This is a genomic window from Microcoleus vaginatus FACHB-2002 (assembly GCF_040004035.1).
Lineage (GTDB): Bacteria > Cyanobacteriota > Cyanobacteriia > Cyanobacteriales > Microcoleaceae > Microcoleus > Microcoleus vaginatus_C.
Genome location: NZ_JAMPLN010000007.1, coordinates 80,539 through 99,668 on the forward strand (window position 1 = coordinate 80,539; position 19,130 = coordinate 99,668).

Here is a 19,130-nt window from a genome sequence, read left to right on the forward strand (position 1 = left end):
TTGGGATTAATGTTAATGGCTTAATGACGAAGCAGATCCTCTGGATATGCGTTACCGGGCAGAGCCTGGTAACGAGGAACCGAGAGTTTTAAGGGTTGTTAATTTTCTGCTGTAGTTCGGTGCTCATTGCTAGTAGTTCTGATTGTGCGATCGCACTTTGTTCACCACTCGCCAACCACTTCAATTGTACCGTCTGGTTTTCAGCTTCCGCATCTCCCAAAACTAAACACGCAACTGCACCGCTTCTGTCGGCTCTTTTAAACTGTTTCCCGAAAGCACTGCCACTCAAATCTATCTCTACACTAAACCCCGCACTTCGCAATTTTTGAGCTAACAATACCGATTGCTGTTCTGCTTTTTCGCCCCTGGATACCAAATAAAAATCTAACTTTGGCACGGGCAAAGGTTGCAACTTTTGCAGCAGGATAATCAACCTTTCGATACCCATTGCCCAACCGACTGCCGCCGTATCAGGACCGCCCAATTCCTTGACTAAACCGTCGTAGCGGCCGCCTCCGCAAACTGTTGCTTGCGCTCCCAAATCGTCGGAGATAATTTCAAATGCGGTGTAGGTATAGTAATCTAAACCGCGCACTAATCTGGGATTTAACTGATAGCTAATTCCTAAATTTGTGAGCATAAGCTGCACTTGCTCGAAGTGCGATCGCGATTCCTCTCCCAAATATTCTAAAATGCTAGGCGCACCAGCTACAATTTCTTGAGTACGCTGATTTTTGCTGTCCAATATCCGCAGCGGGTTTCGAGTCAAGCGATCTTGAGAATCGGCGTCTAATTCTGATTTGTACGGTGTAAAATAATCGATTAATGCTTGCCTGTAATTTTGTCGGTCTTCCTTATTTCCGACAGAATTAATATCGAGGCGCCAATTTTTTAAACCGAGGGTTTGCAGGATATCGCAGGCGATCGCAATTACTTCGACATCCGCACGAGGATTCGCACTCCCCAAGACTTCCACGCCAATTTGATTAAACTGCCGCTGTCTTCCTTCTTGCGCGCGTTCGTAGCGAAACATCGGCCCCGCATACCACAGACGCTGCACGTCTCCCGCCGCGTACAAACTGTTTTGAATAAAAGCTCGGACTACTCCGGCGGTGCCTTCTGGGCGCAAAGTAGTCGATCGATCGCCCTTATCCTTAAAAGTGTACATTTCTTTGCCCACAACATCGGTAGCTTCGCCGATGCCACGTTCAAATAAAGATGTCTGTTCAAAAATTGGCGTCCGAATTTCTCGGTAAGCCGCTTTTTTTAAAATGGTTCTAGCGACTTCTTCTATATTTTGCCAATATTGAATTTCAGCGGGCAAAATATCCCGCGTTCCCGGTAAAGTTTTAATTGCACTCATTTTGTTAGTCAGTTGTCAGTTGGCAGTTGTCAGTTGTCATTAGTAATTAGTCATTAGTCATTAGTTATTAGTCAACAGTTAACAGTCAACAGTCAACCGCTAACAATTGCCAATTCCCAATAACTAATGACTTAATAATTCCCACGCTCCGTAACGATCGCCATAATAAGCCAAAATGCGATCGACCCGCTGGCGACCTGCCAAATCGAACCCTTCAGGATACTGTATCCACAAACCCCCAATTTGGCTGTCGCCGTAATCAAACCGCTGCGACTGCTGCGGAATTAAACCGGTTTGCACCCCTTCAACTTGACGCAAATGGACCGCCACTTCGCGATACACCGCCAGCGGCAATCCAGGGCATTGAATTTGATAGCGGAGTTGTTTTTCTTGTGCCGTTTGCATCATTTCTTTGCCTGTCCCCAACCAGAATCCCTACTTAAGATACTTCTTTATCGATCGGCCGCGGTAAAGGGCAGCAGTTAATATTGTCCAAACATACCTTTCCCCACTGCAACGCCCAGCGTACAAGGGTAACTCGATTGTCAGCGCGCGTCTTGTTCAAGATATTGCTAATGTGGTTGTCAACTGTACGCTTGCTAATCTCTAACTTTTCGGCAATTTTCTCATTAGTCAATCCCGCCGCTACTAACTCTACCACTTGCAATTCTCTGTCCGACAGGGTGACAGGGGTCCCAGAGACAATCCCACTCATAAATTTTTCCTATGTCTGCATATTTACCTATCTACAATTCTAAAGGATGAGGGATCAAGTATGAAGAGAAAATTAAATTTGGTGTGCTACTCTTTGGGGCCCGAAGCACCAACTCGCTTGCAGAATCGCCAGGAGTGCAAACCCAGCGCGCACAAGGCAAGACGGGCAGCCACCACTGCTTGTGCGTCGGGTGGCGGATGCTGCCTTTACCTACGCCCATCTGACATCCGGGCCCAACCTGCAGATGTTTGCGCGTAAAACAACTAACTGATACGCCCGCACTATTCTTCAGCCTTAAGGGAGTAACTGCCAGTATCAGTAAGTCTGATATTATAGGAGCAGCCATAAAAAAATAGCTTGCAATTTTTCTGGGATGGGTTAAAAATCATTATTGACCTGTCTACTGCTGGTCTAAAATCTAAGATCTCAAATCTAAAATTTCTATGACTTATCCTCGCGTTCTGTGTCTGGGTGAAGTTTTATTTGATTGTTTAGCAGACAAACCAGGAGTATCTCTCGAAGAGGTAGAATCTTGGACTGCATATCCCGGCGGTGCTCCTGCTAATGTTGCCTGTGCTTTGGTTAAATTGGGGACGGCGGCGGGATTTATCGGTGCTGTAGGTGGGGATGAATTGGGGAATTCCCTAGTGCAGGTATTGCAAGAAGTAGGGGTTGATATCGTTGGAGTGCAGCGACATCCAAGTGCGCCGACGCGACAAGTTTATGTCTTGCGGAATGAAGCGGGCGATCGAAATTTTGCCGGTTTTGGTGAATTTGATACTGCGGATTTTGCCGACACCCGCCTCATTGGTGCACAACTACCCGAAGTGCTGTTTGAAAATGCCGAATATTTAGTGCTAGGTACTTTAGAATTAGCTTATCCTGAAAGTCGAGAGGCGATCGCCAGAGCGATCGAACTAGCAGAACAGTACGACGTTAAAATTATACTTGACATCAATTGGCGTCCGGTGTTTTGGCCAAATCCAGACGAAGCAAAAGCGCGCATTAGAAAAATTTTAAAAAAAGTTGATTTTGTGAAGTTATCAGAGGAAGAAGCGGAATGGTTGTTTGACACTACCGACCCAGGAGCTATTACCTACCGCCTCGATTCTGTAGAAGGCGTTTTGGTGACGGCAGGGGAGAAAGGTTGCGCTTATTGTATCTCGGAAAATGAAGGAAAAATCCCCGCCTTTGCAGTAGATGTTGAGGATACAACAGGTGCCGGCGACGCATTTCTGGCTGGTTTTGTACGCCAGTTGTGCAAGCATGGAATTAAGAATCTAGCCGATCCCGAAATAGCCCAAAAAATTATAACTTATGCCAGTGCGGTAGGTGCGATGACAGCCATGAAACCGGGGGCAATTAGATCTCAACCAACCGCTGCTGAAGTAGAAGCTTTCTTGTATTTGTACAAAAATTAGGGCGGCAAACCTATCAGTCTGGAAACGCAGAGGGGTCTAAATTTGGTTCAGCAACGCGGTTGCTTTGAAAAAAATAACTATTATACAAATCCGCGTTAAAAACCCTCGATCAGACTCGGCGTTTGAAAGCGCTACTATACAAACTCTCGCCCTAGTTAAGAGAAACTAAGAACTAAACAGGTATTTAAGCCAGATTTAATATTATAGGTTTTATTTGGGGCAATTAACCGCACATGAGATGATTTCTAATTTGGCGCAAGATTACCTCTAGCGGTTGCGAAGCATCTATGATAATTGCATCTTCTGGTTCTTCGAGAGTGTCTAACTGACTTAACAACAAGTCTGCTTTCATGTAGTGATTTTCGCGACTTGTTAACCGGGCTGCCAATAGCTGAAAAGAACATTTGAGATAAACTATTTTTATCCCCTGTTGGTCGCGGTAGAGCATTTCGCGGTAGGATGCTTTTAAAGCAGAACAAGCCAAAACCACATTTTTATTTTCTAACAGCCACCTGTCTATTGTAGCTTGCAATGCTAATAGCCAAGGAAGGCGATCCGCATCTTCTAAAGGAATGCCCAGAGTCATTTTCTCGATATTAGCGGATGGGTGAAAATCGTCGGCATCGCTGAAATCCCAGTTGAGGGATTGCGCCAGCAACTTGCCAACAGTAGTTTTGCCAGAACCTGAAACTCCCATCACGATCGTAATCATGGCGCATATTTACCGAATACTTGCAATTTTATCAACTTGTGCGATCGACAAACCGGGCTTCTTAAGTTGCCGGATGAATTCTCCCACCCTAAAAAATTCAATAAACCCGGTTTATTTTTGATTCTAGATCAAATTTCTTCCATAGTGGGTTTAATGAAATTATAAGCCAAAACGCCGATAATTCCACCAATCACTGGGAATACAATAAACGCCCACAACTGTTGGATTGCCCATCCGGCTTGAAAAAGTGCCACACCGATACTTCTAGCTGGGTTAACTGAAGTATTGGTTACGGGAATTCCGATTAAGTGAATCAACACCAGCATCAAGCCGATCGGAATTCCACCCAAACCGACGGGATATTTGGGATGAGTAGTACCCATGATTGTAAATAACAGAAAAGCAGTCAGTACAACTTCCGTCAAAGCTGCTGCCAAAAGTCCGTAACCCGTGGGAGAATGTTCTGCAAAACCGTTAGACGCAAATCCCGAAGCCGCCGCATCAAAACCCGGTTTTCCTGATGCTATCATATACAAAACCAGACCGCCTAAAATTCCCCCTACAATCTGACCTCCTATATAATAAGGAAGCAAAACAGCATCGATCAGTTTGGCAACTACTAAACCGATACTTACTGCCGGATTAATGTGGCATCCAGAGATAGGCCCGATCGTATAAACCATGATTAAGAGGGATAGGCCAAAGGCGATCGAAACTCCCAAAAAGCCGATTTTGTCTCCCGCTAAAACCGCACTGCCACATCCACCTAATACCAACACAAAAGTACCAAAAGCTTCAGCAACCCCAATCTTTATTTTTTTGTTCATACTCAGAATTCTCGGAAGTTTATGTTCGGTCAATTTCACACGCATATGAGTTCTAATTCTAATAAAAATTAGAACTCGAATTTGTTTCACTCTGGGCAACAATACTAATAGAAATCATTAGCAACGTGTAGCTCTAATTTTCAGAAATTGTATGGGCTTAACTGAGAATGCGGAATTTGGAATCGATAAATTAGCTCAAAAATACTCTATTATGTAAAAAATGTCAATATTTAGCCAAATATTCGTCTAAATTGTGCAGTTTTCTGTATTCAATTGACAATAATTAACTTGACTTATTCCCTAATTATGCGATCGTAATTTTACTTATTGTTGCTGATTATCCGATCGCACTTGCAGCTAAAACATCACTGCTAATCGGCTGGTACATCCTGCCTTTGAAGGGTCGAAAGCCTTGCTGGCAATCAGCAGTCATCTTGCACAGCAAGCGGAACTGTAGCGGCGTTGGGGGTTGATTGAGGCGATCGACTTGTACGCAAACCAATTCTGGATGCTGCGAAATAATTTCAAAAATATCATCCACCAGATAGCGCTGACAATAGCCGACAATCCAGTGATCTTTAGTACACAGAAGCAGACGGGAAGCGCGCGGATTTTGAAATTCGTGGGCTAAGTACAAAAATTCGCCAATTTGAAGCCGATTAATCCGTTCAATTGCCGACTTTGAAAGGTATCGCAGTCCATCTGCAAAAAAATGGATAAAGTAACGTCCATTTTCATCTGGTTCGGGACAAGGGAACACCTCAAATTTATCCGTTGCCCGTTTGCCTCCGCTACGCGCCAATAAAGCAATTGGGTCATGTTCGTGTTCAGGGATATTCAACCACTGTACAAATTCATTGTAGTCAGGGCGCGATCGCGCCATCACTCGATTAGAAAACAACGAAAACAGTTTCTGTGAAGTGTAAACATTATTGAAATTCGGGAAAGATGGCAAGGGTTGAAACCCGCACTTAAGTTTAGCTTCTAGAACACCATTTGTATAATTGAACTGGTATTCTTTACCGTTAAATATCAATCGACCAATTGGAAACCAAGAACCGCTGTCCGGGCTTTGCCAAGCCAAAAATAGTGTTTTCAAAGCAAATCTCCTGTCAATTCAAGCAGTGCACATCTTACACAATGATCGGGTTGCGCCCTGCGGCGCACATTACCGCTATAAGTAGCCTGTCAAACCAATTTTTACGTAAGTCCTGTGAATTTATTCTCCTAGTCTATAGGAAATGGCATCAAAATTTAGTATTTTTGACTTTCTGCCATGACGACAACAGCACCAATCAACGGAATAAACATCTTTTTTAACCAGAAGCTCAAGCTAGAATAATACCACAAATGCGGACAATAACTTCAATTGTGCTTAACATGATTGTAGTGAATATAGTTTAAATGCTGTTCAAAATCATCTTTTTTGCAAATAAGATATCCCTAAAAGCGCCGATACCAAATATCACTTTTTCGACACTGGTAGTCAGAACACTGAGACATTTTGATTCCAAGTTCCTTGACCTCACAAAGATTGTGTAAATACAACTTTTATCTGTCCAATACGCTTGGCATAGGCAGTATAATTAGCAGGTAATTTTTACAAAAAATGGCTGTATTCGGGCAATACAACTGCCCAATAATTTCCAAAAGTTATTCTGATTTAATCCCCCCTACAGCATTGCGGAGTCGCAAGAAAATTTCTGACTCTGAAAATAGCGGTGTGCGATTGTAGGTAACAAGCGTTAGGAATAAACTTCCACCAGGAAGGTAAAATCGGCGATAGTTTGGCATTAATATCGTCCTCCTACTTTTTTATAGGTCATTTTACACTCATTTTTGCGGGTGCGCCGAAGCACACCTTACATTCATCTCGTAGGGTACTCTGCGGCGCACCTTCCAGGGGCCTTGGCGCCACCGCAGAGTACCTTACATCAGCTACTTTCTAACACAGGAATTCGCGCGGATCGGTGACATACCCAGTCAGGGCAGAAGCCGCCGCCGTATAAGGCGAAGCTAGATAAACTTGCGCTTCTTTATTCCCCATCCGACCGGGGAAATTGCGGTTAGTTGTAGACACGCAAATTTCCGGTTCGTTCATCCGCCCAAAAGTATCTTTCGGGCCGCCCAAACAAGCGGCGCAAGAAGGCGCTGCGGGTTCGATGCAACCAGCCGCTAAGAAGATTTCCGAAAGCGTTTGACCTTCGTATTTGGTGACAAACAAATCTTCGTAAACTTTCTGAGTTGCTGGTACTAAATAAGTCGGAACTTTGACTTGGTTTCCTTTCAGAATGCGGGCGGCATTCAGAAAGTCGGAGGTTTTGCCGCCGGTGCAGGAACCGATGTAAACTCGATCGATCTTGACATCGCGGCAGTTGCGGGCTAAGTCGCGGTTGTCGGGAGAGTGCGGTTTGGCGACGACTGGTTCTAATTTGCTGACATCGTAGGTGCGATCGCTATAAAATTTAGCATCCCCATCGCTGTAAAATGAATCGAAGGGTTTGTCAGTCCGCGAAGTAACGTAATCAAACGTAGTTTTGTCGGGCGCAACAGTGCCGTTTTTACCGCCAGCTTCAATCACCATATTGCACAGCGTCATCCGTTCTTCCATCGTCAAACGCTCAACTGTATCGCCGGCAAATTCCATCGTCCGGTAGTTAGCACCAGCCACGCTAATATCACCAATAATCTGCAAAATTAGGTCTTTTGCTAACAAATAATCCGGCAGTTCACCGTTGAACACAAAGCGCATGGTTGCGGGAACTTTGATTAAGAGTTTGCCGGTTCCCATGATAAAAGCCGCGTCTGTATTGCCGATACCGGTGGCAAATTGTCCGAAAGCGCCGGCATTGCAGGTGTGGGAATCGGTGCCGAACAGCACTTCGCCCGGTCTGGTGTGGCCTTCTTGTGCTAGCGCGATGTGGCAAACTCCTTTGTAGTCGGGATTTGCTTTGAAGTCCGATCGATCCGTGATGTCGTAAAAGTATTTTATCCCTTGTTCTTGGGCAAAATCGCGGAGAATATCGACGTTGCGGTTAGCGCGTTCGTCGTTGGTGAAAATGTAGTGGTCGGGAATGAGGACGATTTTGTCTGGGTTCCAGACTTTAGCATTCTCACCGAATTCGCGTTTGAAAACGCCGATGGTGCCGGGCCCGCAGACATCGTGGGTCATCAACACATCTGTTTCTACCCAGATATTTTCTCCGGGCTCGACTTTAGTGCGCCCTGATGCTTTGGCTAATATTTTTTCGGTCAGAGTCATTCCCATAGTGCGATCGCTGTTTTTTATTAGATGCTACAAGTGTATTGTAAGCGAAACATTCTATTAAAATTGAAATTATCAGGTCTCAAAAATCGGGAGTAATGACGATGACCTTGCTGACGTTACCCCTAAAAGTTAATCTCGATCGCGTTCAATTTACCGATGAGCAGTTTTATCAACTCTGTCTCAGCAATCCTGAATTGACCATAGAGCGCGATGCTGAAGGAAGATTAATTGTTATGTCTCCAGTTGGCGGCGATAGCGGTAGTCGCGAGATGGATCTCGGCGGTGAGGTTTATATTTGGAATCGCCAAACCCAACTAGGTAAGGTGTTTAGTTCTTCCACGCTATTCAAATTGCCCGGTGGAGGATCTCGCTCTCCTGATGTAGCATGGGTGGAATTGTCTCGCTGGGAAGCGCTGACTCCAGAACAACGACAGAAATTTCCCCCCATAGCACCGGATTTTGTAATTGAACTGCGATCGCGATCGGACAATCTGCAAACCTTGCAAGATAAAATGCTGGAATACCTGCAAAGTGGGGTGCGGTTGGGTTGGTTGTTTAATCCACAAAATCAGCAGGTAGAAATTTATCGACAGGGACAACCAAAAGAGGTTCGCTCTTTACCAACACAACTTTCTGGAGAAGATGTTTTACCTGGATTTGTGCTGGAAGTTCCATTATTTACCGATTGAACTATAAGAGGCGATCGCAGTGATGTTGCCAACATTTGGCGGCTCGTCTATAGCAGTTCTCAGGGATCTCGTGCTTTGGGGCTCAATTCTTTCATGATTGCCGGAGCAGTGGCAGAACCCAGCAGCATTGCTGCCATGATTGTTGCAGGATTGGGATTCTTGGTCGTCAAAATTAAGAGGCGATCGCTCTTAGTTAAATGATAGTTTTACCAGACCCGATTGCCGATCGCGCTTGGGTGTTATAACGAACCGCGAAGACGCGAAGTCGGATGCTATAATTATGGATGTAAAAAATTTAAATGTTCTCCGGGAATTTGGCTTAACTCTTCGGGAGTTCCAGTTAGTTTGAGTTCACCCCGATCGAGCAGTACAATCAAATCGGCGCGCTGAATGACTCGGGGACGGTGGCTGATTAAAATAGTCGTTTTGCCCTGACGATGGGCTAATAATCGATCGAGCACTTCAGTTTCTGTTGCCGGATCGAGAGCTCCAGTAGATTCATCTAAAATCAAGACAGGCGGATCGGTGATAAGGGCGCGGGCGATCGCCAATCTTTGCCTTTGTCCGCCAGAAAGATTCGCGCCAAACTCGCCCAAAACAGTCTGATACGTGTCGGGAAGTCCGCTGACAAAATCGTCGGCACCGGCAATTTGGCAAGCTTTTACTATTTGTTCTAAAGTCGCGCTAGGGTAACAAAAGCGGAAATTCTCGACAATCGATCGGCTCCAAAAGTGAGCTTCCTGCGGCACGAGCACGACTTGTTCGCGCAGGCATTCTAGGGACAAATCGGATTGATTGTACTGTCCGAAGCGGATATTGCCGGATTGCAGCCCATACAACCCGGCAAGCAGTTTTGCCAGCGTACTTTTGCCGCAGCCGGATTTGCCAATCAAAGCTGTCACTTTGCCGCCGGGAATCGTTAAGGAAAAGTCTTTTAGCAAATCCACGCGGCCGATGTGGTGGAAGTTGAGGTTTTTGCAAGTAATATCGGCATCAGCGGGAATGTCGGCACGATCGCGCGGGGCGTTGTCCCCCATTTCTGGCGCGGTGTCGATGATGTCGCCGAGACGCTGGGTAGCAGTTTGAGCGCGGGCGAACTCGTCCATCAAGTTGATGGCGGTGCTAATTAGGGCGGTAAAGTTGCGGTTCATGCCGTTGAATGCCAGCAGTTGGCCGACGGTAAGTTCTTGGCGAATTACCAGAATGCTGCCAAAACAGAGGACGGCAAGGGAACCGACGCCGGAAGCCAGAGTAGAAAAAACGCTATTGAGGATGCTGATTTGTAACAAGCCGAAGGTGGCATTTGCCAGATGACCGAAGCGACTTTGCACTTCTTCCCAAGCTTGAGGCGCCGCATTGTTCGTTTTTAAAGTCAAGGCGCCTTTGAAATTCTCAACTAGGATGCCTTGGTTTTCCGCATCTGTGACCAAAACGTCGCGGGTTTTCTGTTGCAGGGCGGGCAGGAAGATTAGGGCTGACAGAGTTGTGAAAAACGAGACGGCGACGGCAGCGACAGTCAGTTTCCAGCTATAGACCAGCATAAATCCCAGGGATACTAGGGCGATGAAGAATTGGCTAGGCAGGCTGGTTACTACCTGGGAGACTAGCAGATTGATTTCCCGGATGTCCCGCAGGCGGCTGACGATTTCGCCGCTGCGGTGCGATTCGTAGTAGCTGAGGGGAAGGCGCAGGATTTGGCGACCGAATTCGAGTGCGAGTCCTAGTTCCAAACGTTGAGCTAGGTGAGCTACTAGATTCGCTTGAACTAGGCTTAGCAGGCTGCTGAAGATGAGTGTGGCGGCGGTGGCGATCGCGATCGTAATTAGCAGTTCCGTGTCTCTGTGCACCAATACGTCGTCGGTGAGTACCTGAATCAGCAGCGGGAAAGCCAGAGAAAGCAGGCCGATCGCCATGTTCAGCGGCAAAACTTCGGCAACTAAGCCCCGGTAGTGCCAGACGCGCTGCAAAAAGCGCCCAAATCCCCCTATTCGGTCATTTGGCAGTGCGTAAAAACGGTTCTCGTCCGGCACCAGCAGCAGCATCACTCCATTGTTCCAAGACTCTGTGAGTGCCTCGCGGGTGAGGTAACGCAGGCCTGCACCGGGATCGGCAACCACATACTTTTTGCCTCGGCGGCCGTAGAGGACAACCCAGTGAACGCCTTTCCAGTGAATGATCGCGGGCAGTGGGGCTTCGTTGAGGCGATCGATCAATTCGGGTGTCGCTTTGACGGAACGGGCGTTAAATCCCAAAGCTTCTGCCCCCCGGCGCAATCCCAGCAGCGTTGTGCCCAATTGTCCGGTGCCGACGGCTTCGCGGACGCGGTTCATGGCTAACGTGCGCCCGCAGGATTTGGCAACGGTGGCGAGACAGGCGGCGCCGCAGTCTTCTTCGCTGTGTTGGAGAACGATCGGATATTTCATAACAAGTTTGAAGCTTACAGGCTTATTTCCTTTGTTGATTTTTCGTTTCTCTGAGTCTTTTGCGCCTAGAACGCTTGATGATTAGACATCTCCAAAAACTCTTGTAGGGAGTAGGGGTTAGGCACTCTGCAGGCCCTTGACTAGGGTTTCACTTCTATGTATCTTGAGAAATTTTAGTCGCCGATCGCCCTATCAAACGTAAAATTAAATAAACCGTAAAGTTTCACTATTAGGACTTACGCATAAACACTCTTTGTAGGGCGAAACACACCGCACCTTACCGCTACCAATAGTGTTGCAAGGCTGTTTTTACGTAAGTCCTAACTATTAAACAGAAAGATAGTTTTGTAGCGCGGGAGAGAAAATTATGTATGAAAGTAAAGTTCTTGTTGTCGATTCAAGTCAAGAAAATCACTTTCCCCAGATATTTCCCCAGTTGCCAATCATCAAGAGCGATCGCACAATTTGGACTGGCATCAGTTTAGAATACCACCGCCAGCCACCGTTTGAAACCCCGGAATATGCGATCGGATCTTACTCGATCGGCATCAACCTCGGACAGAGTTTCCAAATGGAACGAAAGATTGACGGCAAGTGGGAAACCAAGCAAGTATTTCCCGGTGCGCTCGGTCTTTGTCCATTTAATTTATCTCACGAACTTCGCTGGCATAGTGAAATTAATTTACTCTCTCTCAATCTCGATCGCGAATTCTTAGTTCGCAGCGCACTGGAGTTATTCAATACCGAGCAAGTTGAGTTATTGTGGCCGATGGCATTTCAAGATCCGTTAATCCAGCAAATTGGACTGGCACTCAAGGCAGAAGCGCAATCAGATGGCGGGGGCAGCCGGCTTTATGCAGAGACAATGGCGAACGCACTTGCCGTACATTTATTGCGGCATTATTCGACGCAAGGGGATCGTAAACTCAACGGCAAATGGGCAATGTGTCCGCACAAATTGAGGTGGGTTCAAGACTATATCAACGATTATTTAGAACGGCAATTCAGTTTAGATGAACTGGCGGCGATCGCCCAACTCAGTCCCTACCACTTTTCCCGCGCTTTCAAACAATCTGTTGGTATCAGTCCGCACCAATACGTGATCCAACAGCGGGTAGAACGGGCAAAACAATTGCTGTTGCAAGGAAAGATGAGTTTGTCTGAAATTGCGATCGCCTGCGGATTTAGCCACCAAAGTCATCTCAACCGCCACTTCAAACGCTTGACTGGAGTGACCCCCAAGACTTTACTCAAGTCATAGCAAGAATGTGCAAAAACAGCAATATCGTGCAAGATGCTTCTTCCAGTGCGTGCCACTATCAAACTACTAAGTAACTAGCAAAGGAGCCATAATATGTTTCGTAAGCCCTTAGATAAGAAGTTACAACCATCTTTTCAATCGTCACTTGTGCAGTGCGAACTGAGCGATCGCGAACAAGAAAAAATTTGTGGTGGCCAAAACTCTAGACCTTACAAGGGGCCAACAGCAGTTTCAGGTTGTTGGGGTCCCAACGATATGTTACCTCCAAGTTCTGGTCAAGATCGGTGTTAGTAACTGCGGCAATTGGTTGTGAAATAAAAGCTGAATAGTTTGAGTAAAAAAACATGAAAACAACCCAAACAAACATGGAAGCAATCCAAACAAACATGAACACAACGCTTTGGCATGAACTGGACGAAAAAACCTCAGAAACCATTTCTGGCGGTGCAGAGGGCTGTCTGGCCTGCAGTGTTCGTTATGATGTCATCCAACCGCCGCGATCCTCCGAAACCATCATAAATGCTTTTGTGCTTTTGGGATTCCGTTCTGCTTCATAAATTCCTACAAGGAGGTTAAGTAATCATGCTTATTTTTTCAAATCTCAAGCTCAATCTTCAAATCAAATTAAACTCTCTAAATCTCACCATCTTTGGCATGATTTGTCCTTAGATGAGTCTTCATCCTATCTGGGAGGACATGGAAATCCTTTGATTTGGAGGCAGTACGATCCTGTTTGGGGATTGGTCGGTTGGTGCCGGCGCAAACTAGACGGTAGTACGACTTGTACATACAGAGAACCCGGTGTTGATTAGGGTTATGCTCTTTGACAACTCTCCCAAATTTGCCTAATAGCGATCACTGGCGTAGTAGCTGTGCTTTCGATCGATGAAGAGCAAAGCAGATGCAAGAGTTAAACAGGCAGTTCTCAATGATTTCTGAAGGCGAGATTCCCAACTTCTCTAATAATACCAAATCCGGGTTTGTGAGCCCTTTATCGTCATTGCTCGCGCTCGCATAAGTCCTTCACCACAGGCTTCGCCCGCGCATAGACTCTGGAAATGACGGAGGATTTATAAAGGGGATAGATAACCTCAATTTAGTATAAGTCGGGAATCTCAACTCATAGCAATAACGTGCAAATAGAGGATCTAAACCAATGTCTTATCAGTCTCTCATCAAAAAAGCAGCACAACCTAAATTGAATTCTGTACCACTCCAAAAACTCGTCCTCACACTGGACGAACAAGCTGAGGAACTATTGTCAGGTGGTGCCAAGGAACAATTTATCAGACATAAACCCCATGTGAATGCAGGTTCTTTTTTGTAATTCTACTAATGTAGTGCCACCGCTAAGGAGTTGAAAGATGAAACGAAAAATATTAAACAACCAAACATTAAATCCTTCAGGTTGCTTGGAACTAAGCGATCGCGAAGCAGAAGCTTTACAGGGAGGAGCCATTCAACCTGAAGGCGGTAGGATTATTCTACACTTAGGCCTTACGCCCGTGGAAGCATTGGTATTGCTCTTTGCCAATCCCTTTGCTTAGCGCGATAGCATCTACCAAACCTGTCCTGTTAACATCCACAAAGGAGCATAATTAAGGTTTCGTTAATCCCAATCCAACAGTCATCAAAATTGCTTATTAACCGTCCATTATTACCAAATATAGTGGCTGATTTAGACCCACGCCATGAATAGTTTATGTCGGGGAGATATTGTTTTATGATCCTCTTTGCTACACCAGGCCGTGCAAGCGTGAATGAGATTAGATTACACGAGCGACCCGGTATTAAGAAGTAAAAAGCAGCCAATGAGCCCTTCGTTAAATTTGAAGTAAAATGGAGGATTTGATGAGGGAAATTCGAGAACCTTGGCAAGAATTAGATGACCAACAAGCCGAAAAGCTTTCTGGTGGGCATGAGGGTTGCTTAGCTTGGAGTACATTATCCGATGTCGTTCGGCCAAGCACCTCAAAGGCTCCATCCTCTTTCACTTTCCATCCAGGAAGTAGTCTGTCTGAAAGCTCAAATGTTGATGAAGCGGAAGGAAAGATTAGGGGAACATTACTGTTATTATGAGCGATCGCCCTTGAATGTCGCTATCTTATTTGTGCGATCGCATCTCTCATAATTTGTTTGTTTGAAAACTCGGGAGGATAAAAATGTTTCGCAAACACCAAACTAAAAATTCATCAAAATCAGTGTTGGATGTTCAGAAATTACATCCGCTAGTGATGGATTTAAACGAACAGAGTCAGGAATCGATATCGGGTGGGCAATTACAGGTGGTACAGCGTCTCCAAGAGGAGTTCGGGGCAGATTTAGCGACTTTACGTGCGATCGCTCTCCCTTCTTTCCTTAATCAAGCCAACAAGGAAAAATAGTAGTAATTGTAACAGGAGGCTTGGAAATGCTTAATTAGAGTCCTTGGCTGAGCGATCGCGCACTTCAAGATATCTCAGATACAGAAGCAGATTCGATCGCAGGGGGTCAAGTTACCACCGTTCCTGAATTGATGGATGTTCTGCCAATAGATGTGAGTACCGAACCCAATAAAAACCGGGGAATGCTGTCTAACAACTTTAAATCCCTGGGATTGGCAGCACTGTCTGCTAATATCCGGGCTCTACTCTTCGCCAATTCATTTAGTTAAATAACATCAAGGAGACCAACAATGTTTACGAAAATACCAGTCAATAATTTATCGAAGTCCATCTTGGATACTGTTTTCTTGGGAGAACTCACAGTAGCGTTAGACGAACAAAAGGAAGAATTATTCTCAGGAGGAACTTTATTACGTAATCTTTCGCTGAGCGCTACGACTACACGCACGCGGCATGATGTCGATTTTGTGTGTTGGGATGATAATAAAGGCGAGATTGTTTGCGTAGAAATCACAAATAAAGGAGTAGCTTAATAGGACTTACGCAATGGAGTAATTTCTACACTATTTGTGGGGTAAGGTGCGCCGAAGCCCACCCTACGTATAGAGTTGGTGCATAAGTCCTGTTTTAGGGCGATCGGGATATGTGGTGAATAGGTTTAATATTTCTCCGTTTATCCTTTCGCCCTTCAAGGAACGCTTAGCAATCAAGACAGGATAAAAATTTAATATTTCAGGGATATATCTGCACGAGGTGAGTATGATGCAATTAAAACGTCTCATATTTCTTACAGCGATCGCGGGGCTTTTTACCTTTCCTAGTGCCGCTGTAGCTAATGACCAAGATGTTCAAGCAACAACTATTCCTGCTAGTGCTTGTCGCCCGGAAAGTGACACTGCGGACGCAAGTGTTAGGATGGTGAACGGCGCTTTTATTTTCAACGGAAATAGTACGGGAACAGTAAGACTTTTTTGCCCGCTGCCAATCAACAGGTTAACAGTATCCAACCCATCAAACGACAACGATTTGACAGGGTATCGCGTCTACTACCGCGATACGGATGGTACTGGAAATCTGGCTGAAATTACGACGCACCTTTTTTACCGCAATAGCAACGCTGGCAGCTCCATACCAGTTAATGCAGCGTGGAGTTCTAATTCTAACTCTAGCAACTTGGCAGTCAATACATCTTTCTTTGTTGATGACCCAAATCACCAATTTGAGTCGTTTAGGCTTTACTTTTTTGTCGTGACTATGAGGCGGAATAACACAAATCAAGACCCAGCATTTGGCGGTATCGACTTTGTTGTTCCTCCACCAGGTTAAGTAGTGTAAGTAGTGGGGCGGGTTTATGAGATTATCGATTTCAGGCGATTATTGTTGGTAAAACTCGCCCCTACAAGACCTTATAAGGGCTGATGACTAATGACTACTGACTCTTCTTTTGACTTTCTTCGCACCGCAAAACCGGATGAATTCTTGCCGCCCATCAGCCGCTGGATAACGGCGGGCGGATTATTTTTGTTGGCAACTTTTGGCGGGGCGATCGCCCTTGCGGCTGTTGCTAAATATAATGTTACCGTCCGAGCTCCCGCTACCGTCCGTCCTGCTGGAGAAATCCGCATTGTAGAAGCGGCGACAGCAGGCACGGTTAAAAGCATTCAAGTGAAAGAAAATCAGGCTGTCAAACAAGGAGATACGATCGCCCTGATCGACTCTTCCCAACTTTTAACTAAACAAAGCCAACTGCAAGGAAATATCCAGCAAAACCAACTGCAACTGCGTCAAATTGCTGCTCAAATTAGGGCTTTAGACGATCGCCTAGCAGCGGAAACTCAGGCAATGGAAGGCGCTGTTGCCTCCGCCCAAGCAGATTTAAGCCGCAGCCAGCGGGACTATGGAGAACGGCAAATTACCTCGCTGGCTGAAGTTGAAGCGGCCAAAGCTAATGTACAATTAGCTCAGTCGGAATGGGAAAAATCGCTGCCGGAATTGCAAAAAGAACAGGCTTCCTTGCAAACAGCCGCAGCAAATTTAAGGGCTGCCGAGGCAAATTTAAAAGCAGCCGTTTCTAAGCGCGATCGCTATCAGTCAATCCAAGAAACAGGCGCTATTTCGCTGGATTTAGTGGAGGAGACGAAACTTGCCGCACAGCAGCAAGAACAAGCCGTGGCAGGGCAAAAAGCCGCCGTAGAAGCGCAAAAAAAAGCAGTTGAAAGCCAAAGAAAAACCGTTGACAGGCAGCAACAAGCTGTTGAAGTGTCCGCTGCTAAATTGAAAGTTGTTGAAGCTGCATTGAATCCTAGTGGTGCACCCGTGGCGATCGCCCAACAGCAAATTGCTCAAGAAAAAGCCAAGGGTGAAGCAGCTTTGGCAGCGTTGAAAAAAGAACGATTAGTTTCGATTCAGAGTCGCGCTGACATCGAAAATCAAATCAATCGCGATCGCCAAGAGCTCAAACAAATTGATACCGAACTTGCAAAAAGTATTGTTCGTTCTCCCGTAGACGGCACTATTCTCAAACTGAATCTGCGAAATCCCGGACAAACTGCACAACTCGGCGCGGCAATTGCTCAAATTGCTCCTGCTAATGCTGCGATTGTCGTCAAAGCTCGCGTCGCCGCTCCCGATATTGGTAAAATCGCGATCGGTCAAACATCTATCCTGCGGATTTCTGCCTATCCCTATCCCGACTACGGCGTACTAGAAGCGAAAGTTAGTGCGATCGCACCCGATGCCATTGCTGGTGAAAATAACAGTCCGCCTTACTATGAAGTGACTGTTATACCCCAAAGAACTTATTTAGTCAAGCGCGATCGGGCTATTACCGAATCTGCCGATCCACAGTGCTGTCAGTATCCTATTCAAGCCGGAATGGAAGTTACAGCCGACATTATTTCTCGACAAGAAACCGTACTTACATTTATTCTCAGAAAAGCCAGGATGATGGCCGATGTTTAACCAAGTTTACCATCACTAATTAGTATATTTGATGATGTAATTCACCGCGACGTTCTTAAGGAGACTTATTGATGGCTTGCCACTTTCTTTTGAGTTATTTTTTTATATTTAAACTAAAATAAACAGACATTAACACAAAAAATAAAATTATGCAAGTCACTCGATTATGTGACTTGTAACTAATAGCTAGTGACTGTTATTAGTTAGTAATTACTTAAGAAAAGCAACTTAAATCAGGGACTGTCAAAAAATCTCAGAGTGCATTTCTACAGTTGTAGACATTAACAAGAGTGAAATGAGCTAGATACCCGCACCGCAAGGGTATCTGGTTTCGCCATTCTCACCCTGTATGCCAATGGAGATACTTCCCATGAATTCACAGACACCAAAGCGTCAGCGCGCAGTTATGTTGACATCTGAAGGTATGGATAAATTCCCAGCAGCAAAAGCTGAGGCAAAAAGTTACGAAAATTGCTACCAACATTATACTCTCGAAGTTTTAGGCGATCGCACAGACAAGGAGCCAGATACTTTCATTAAGGGATTAGTCAAGCAAATCTTGGATCGCGTAGGGGCTATAGTTGTGGAGATTGCAGGGCAGGTGCAATTCATTACTCAACGGGCAGAAGAACTTTTGAGCCAGTATTTTTTACACCGCATTCCCTACTCATTGCCAGAATCCTTACAACATTGGTTCCAGGAGCAGATTGCACGACTCACATTCAACCGCAATGTTCCCTCTCGCTGTTTGCCCTTGCACATTCAGCAAGCAGGAAGACAGTTGATCGTCCGTCTGCTTCCAGATCCCATCAACCAGCAATATCTCTTGCTGTTGGAGGAAGAAGAACTGCAATCATTCTCTATTTCGACCCTGGAATCGCTAGGACTCACCAAACGCGAGGCGGAGGTTTTATTCTGGATTGCCAAAGATAAAAGCAATGCAGGAATAGCTAAAGTGATCGGTTGCAGTGAAGGAACAGTGCGAAAACATCTGGAGCATCTTTACGGGAAACTAAGCGTACAAACCCGGACGGGTGCTGTGATGGTTGCTCTGGAAAAATTGGGGTTGTTCAACGGGGAATTTGTTGCAATATCTTCATAATCCT

Annotated in this window: 22 protein-coding genes; 14 read left to right on the forward strand and 8 right to left on the reverse strand. The window is 45.6% G+C overall.

Translation table 11 applies throughout. The annotated features are described in order from the left end of the window. Positions 1 to 88: 88 nt before the first annotated feature. From hisS to pedR, 3 genes are all read right to left on the reverse strand, one after another. Positions 89 to 1,363, reverse strand: coding sequence for a histidine--tRNA ligase (gene hisS, locus NDI35_RS08485; RefSeq protein WP_445312347.1), 1,275 nt, complete (start codon positions 1,361 to 1,363; stop codon positions 89 to 91). Positions 1,364 to 1,486: 123 nt separating this feature from the next. Next, positions 1,487 to 1,768: a hypothetical protein gene (locus NDI35_RS08490; protein WP_445312481.1), complete on the reverse strand. Its 282-nt coding sequence runs from the start codon at positions 1,766 to 1,768 to the stop codon at positions 1,487 to 1,489. Positions 1,769 to 1,802: 34 nt separating this feature from the next. Next, on the reverse strand, positions 1,803 to 2,078 hold the full coding sequence (gene pedR / locus NDI35_RS08495; protein ID WP_006633901.1) for a photosynthetic electron transport-dependent transcriptional regulator PedR: 276 nt from the start codon (positions 2,076 to 2,078) through the stop codon (positions 1,803 to 1,805). Positions 2,079 to 2,138: 60 nt separating this feature from the next. On the opposite strand from pedR, the gene NDI35_RS08500 reads away from it, so the two are divergent. After that, a complete protein-coding gene (locus tag NDI35_RS08500; protein ID WP_445312348.1) occupies positions 2,139 to 2,336 on the forward strand; it encodes a hypothetical protein in 198 nt (65 codons plus the stop codon). 185 nt (positions 2,337 to 2,521) lie between these two features. Beyond that, complete coding sequence (locus NDI35_RS08505; protein ID WP_445312349.1) at positions 2,522 to 3,499, forward strand: carbohydrate kinase family protein; 978 nt, start codon at positions 2,522 to 2,524, stop codon at positions 3,497 to 3,499. Between the two features lie 223 nt (positions 3,500 to 3,722). On the opposite strand, the gene NDI35_RS08510 is transcribed toward NDI35_RS08505, so the two are convergent. The 4 genes from NDI35_RS08510 to NDI35_RS08525 all read right to left on the reverse strand — a co-directional run bounded on the left by NDI35_RS08510 (position 3,723) and on the right by NDI35_RS08525 (position 8,306). Further along, a complete protein-coding gene (locus tag NDI35_RS08510) occupies positions 3,723 to 4,211 on the reverse strand; it encodes a gluconokinase (RefSeq protein ID WP_445312350.1) in 489 nt (162 codons plus the stop codon). 128 nt (positions 4,212 to 4,339) lie between these two features. Further along, on the reverse strand, positions 4,340 to 5,038 hold the full coding sequence (gene aqpZ / locus NDI35_RS08515; protein WP_445312351.1) for an aquaporin Z: 699 nt from the start codon (positions 5,036 to 5,038) through the stop codon (positions 4,340 to 4,342). Positions 5,039 to 5,375: 337 nt separating this feature from the next. Next, entirely contained in the window at positions 5,376 to 6,137 is a 762-nt protein-coding gene (locus NDI35_RS08520) for a DNA-binding protein (protein WP_445312352.1), read from the reverse strand. An 846-nt stretch (positions 6,138 to 6,983) separates the two neighbouring features. Continuing rightward, the gene (locus NDI35_RS08525) at positions 6,984 to 8,306 is read right to left on the reverse strand and encodes a 3-isopropylmalate dehydratase large subunit (protein WP_190661862.1); all 1,323 of its coding nucleotides are present in this window, start codon (positions 8,304 to 8,306) and stop codon (positions 6,984 to 6,986) included. 101 nt (positions 8,307 to 8,407) lie between these two features. On the opposite strand from NDI35_RS08525, the gene NDI35_RS08530 reads away from it, so the two are divergent. Together NDI35_RS08530 and NDI35_RS08535 are read left to right on the forward strand one after the other, a co-directional pair. Beyond that, a complete protein-coding gene (locus tag NDI35_RS08530; RefSeq protein ID WP_445312353.1) occupies positions 8,408 to 8,995 on the forward strand; it encodes a Uma2 family endonuclease in 588 nt (195 codons plus the stop codon). Between the two features lie 93 nt (positions 8,996 to 9,088). Beyond that, the gene (locus NDI35_RS08535) at positions 9,089 to 9,196 is read left to right on the forward strand and encodes a PEP-CTERM sorting domain-containing protein (RefSeq protein ID WP_445312354.1); all 108 of its coding nucleotides are present in this window, start codon (positions 9,089 to 9,091) and stop codon (positions 9,194 to 9,196) included. A gap of 77 nt (positions 9,197 to 9,273) precedes the next feature. Here the strand turns inward: NDI35_RS08535 and NDI35_RS08540 are convergent, their stop codons facing one another. After that, complete coding sequence (locus NDI35_RS08540; RefSeq protein ID WP_445312355.1) at positions 9,274 to 11,418, reverse strand: peptidase domain-containing ABC transporter; 2,145 nt, start codon at positions 11,416 to 11,418, stop codon at positions 9,274 to 9,276. 367 nt (positions 11,419 to 11,785) lie between these two features. Between NDI35_RS08540 and NDI35_RS08545 the strand changes: the two genes are divergently transcribed. The 10 genes from NDI35_RS08545 (at position 11,786) to NDI35_RS08590 (ending at position 19,126) form a co-directional block, all read left to right on the forward strand. Further along, positions 11,786 to 12,679: a helix-turn-helix domain-containing protein gene (locus NDI35_RS08545; RefSeq protein WP_445312356.1), complete on the forward strand. Its 894-nt coding sequence runs from the start codon at positions 11,786 to 11,788 to the stop codon at positions 12,677 to 12,679. 344 nt (positions 12,680 to 13,023) lie between these two features. Next, complete coding sequence (locus tag NDI35_RS08550) at positions 13,024 to 13,236, forward strand: hypothetical protein (protein ID WP_445312357.1); 213 nt, start codon at positions 13,024 to 13,026, stop codon at positions 13,234 to 13,236. Between the two features lie 599 nt (positions 13,237 to 13,835). Further along, complete coding sequence (locus NDI35_RS08555; RefSeq protein WP_445312358.1) at positions 13,836 to 14,006, forward strand: hypothetical protein; 171 nt, start codon at positions 13,836 to 13,838, stop codon at positions 14,004 to 14,006. Positions 14,007 to 14,043: 37 nt separating this feature from the next. Next, positions 14,044 to 14,226: a hypothetical protein gene (locus NDI35_RS08560; protein ID WP_445312359.1), complete on the forward strand. Its 183-nt coding sequence runs from the start codon at positions 14,044 to 14,046 to the stop codon at positions 14,224 to 14,226. 404 nt (positions 14,227 to 14,630) lie between these two features. After that, the gene (locus NDI35_RS08565) at positions 14,631 to 14,810 is read left to right on the forward strand and encodes a hypothetical protein (RefSeq protein ID WP_445312360.1); all 180 of its coding nucleotides are present in this window, start codon (positions 14,631 to 14,633) and stop codon (positions 14,808 to 14,810) included. Positions 14,811 to 14,841: 31 nt separating this feature from the next. Continuing rightward, positions 14,842 to 15,063 (forward strand): hypothetical protein, encoded by a 222-nt coding sequence (locus tag NDI35_RS08570; protein WP_445312361.1) that lies wholly within the window; start codon positions 14,842 to 14,844, stop codon positions 15,061 to 15,063. 290 nt (positions 15,064 to 15,353) lie between these two features. Next, entirely contained in the window at positions 15,354 to 15,596 is a 243-nt protein-coding gene (locus tag NDI35_RS08575) for a hypothetical protein (RefSeq protein ID WP_445312362.1), read from the forward strand. 226 nt (positions 15,597 to 15,822) lie between these two features. After that, on the forward strand, positions 15,823 to 16,389 hold the full coding sequence (locus tag NDI35_RS08580) for a hypothetical protein (RefSeq protein WP_445312363.1): 567 nt from the start codon (positions 15,823 to 15,825) through the stop codon (positions 16,387 to 16,389). A gap of 99 nt (positions 16,390 to 16,488) precedes the next feature. Next, entirely contained in the window at positions 16,489 to 18,024 is a 1,536-nt protein-coding gene (locus tag NDI35_RS08585; protein WP_445312364.1) for a beta-barrel domain-containing protein, read from the forward strand. A gap of 370 nt (positions 18,025 to 18,394) precedes the next feature. Continuing rightward, on the forward strand, positions 18,395 to 19,126 hold the full coding sequence (locus tag NDI35_RS08590) for a helix-turn-helix transcriptional regulator (RefSeq protein WP_445312365.1): 732 nt from the start codon (positions 18,395 to 18,397) through the stop codon (positions 19,124 to 19,126). Positions 19,127 to 19,130: the final 4 nt, after the last annotated feature.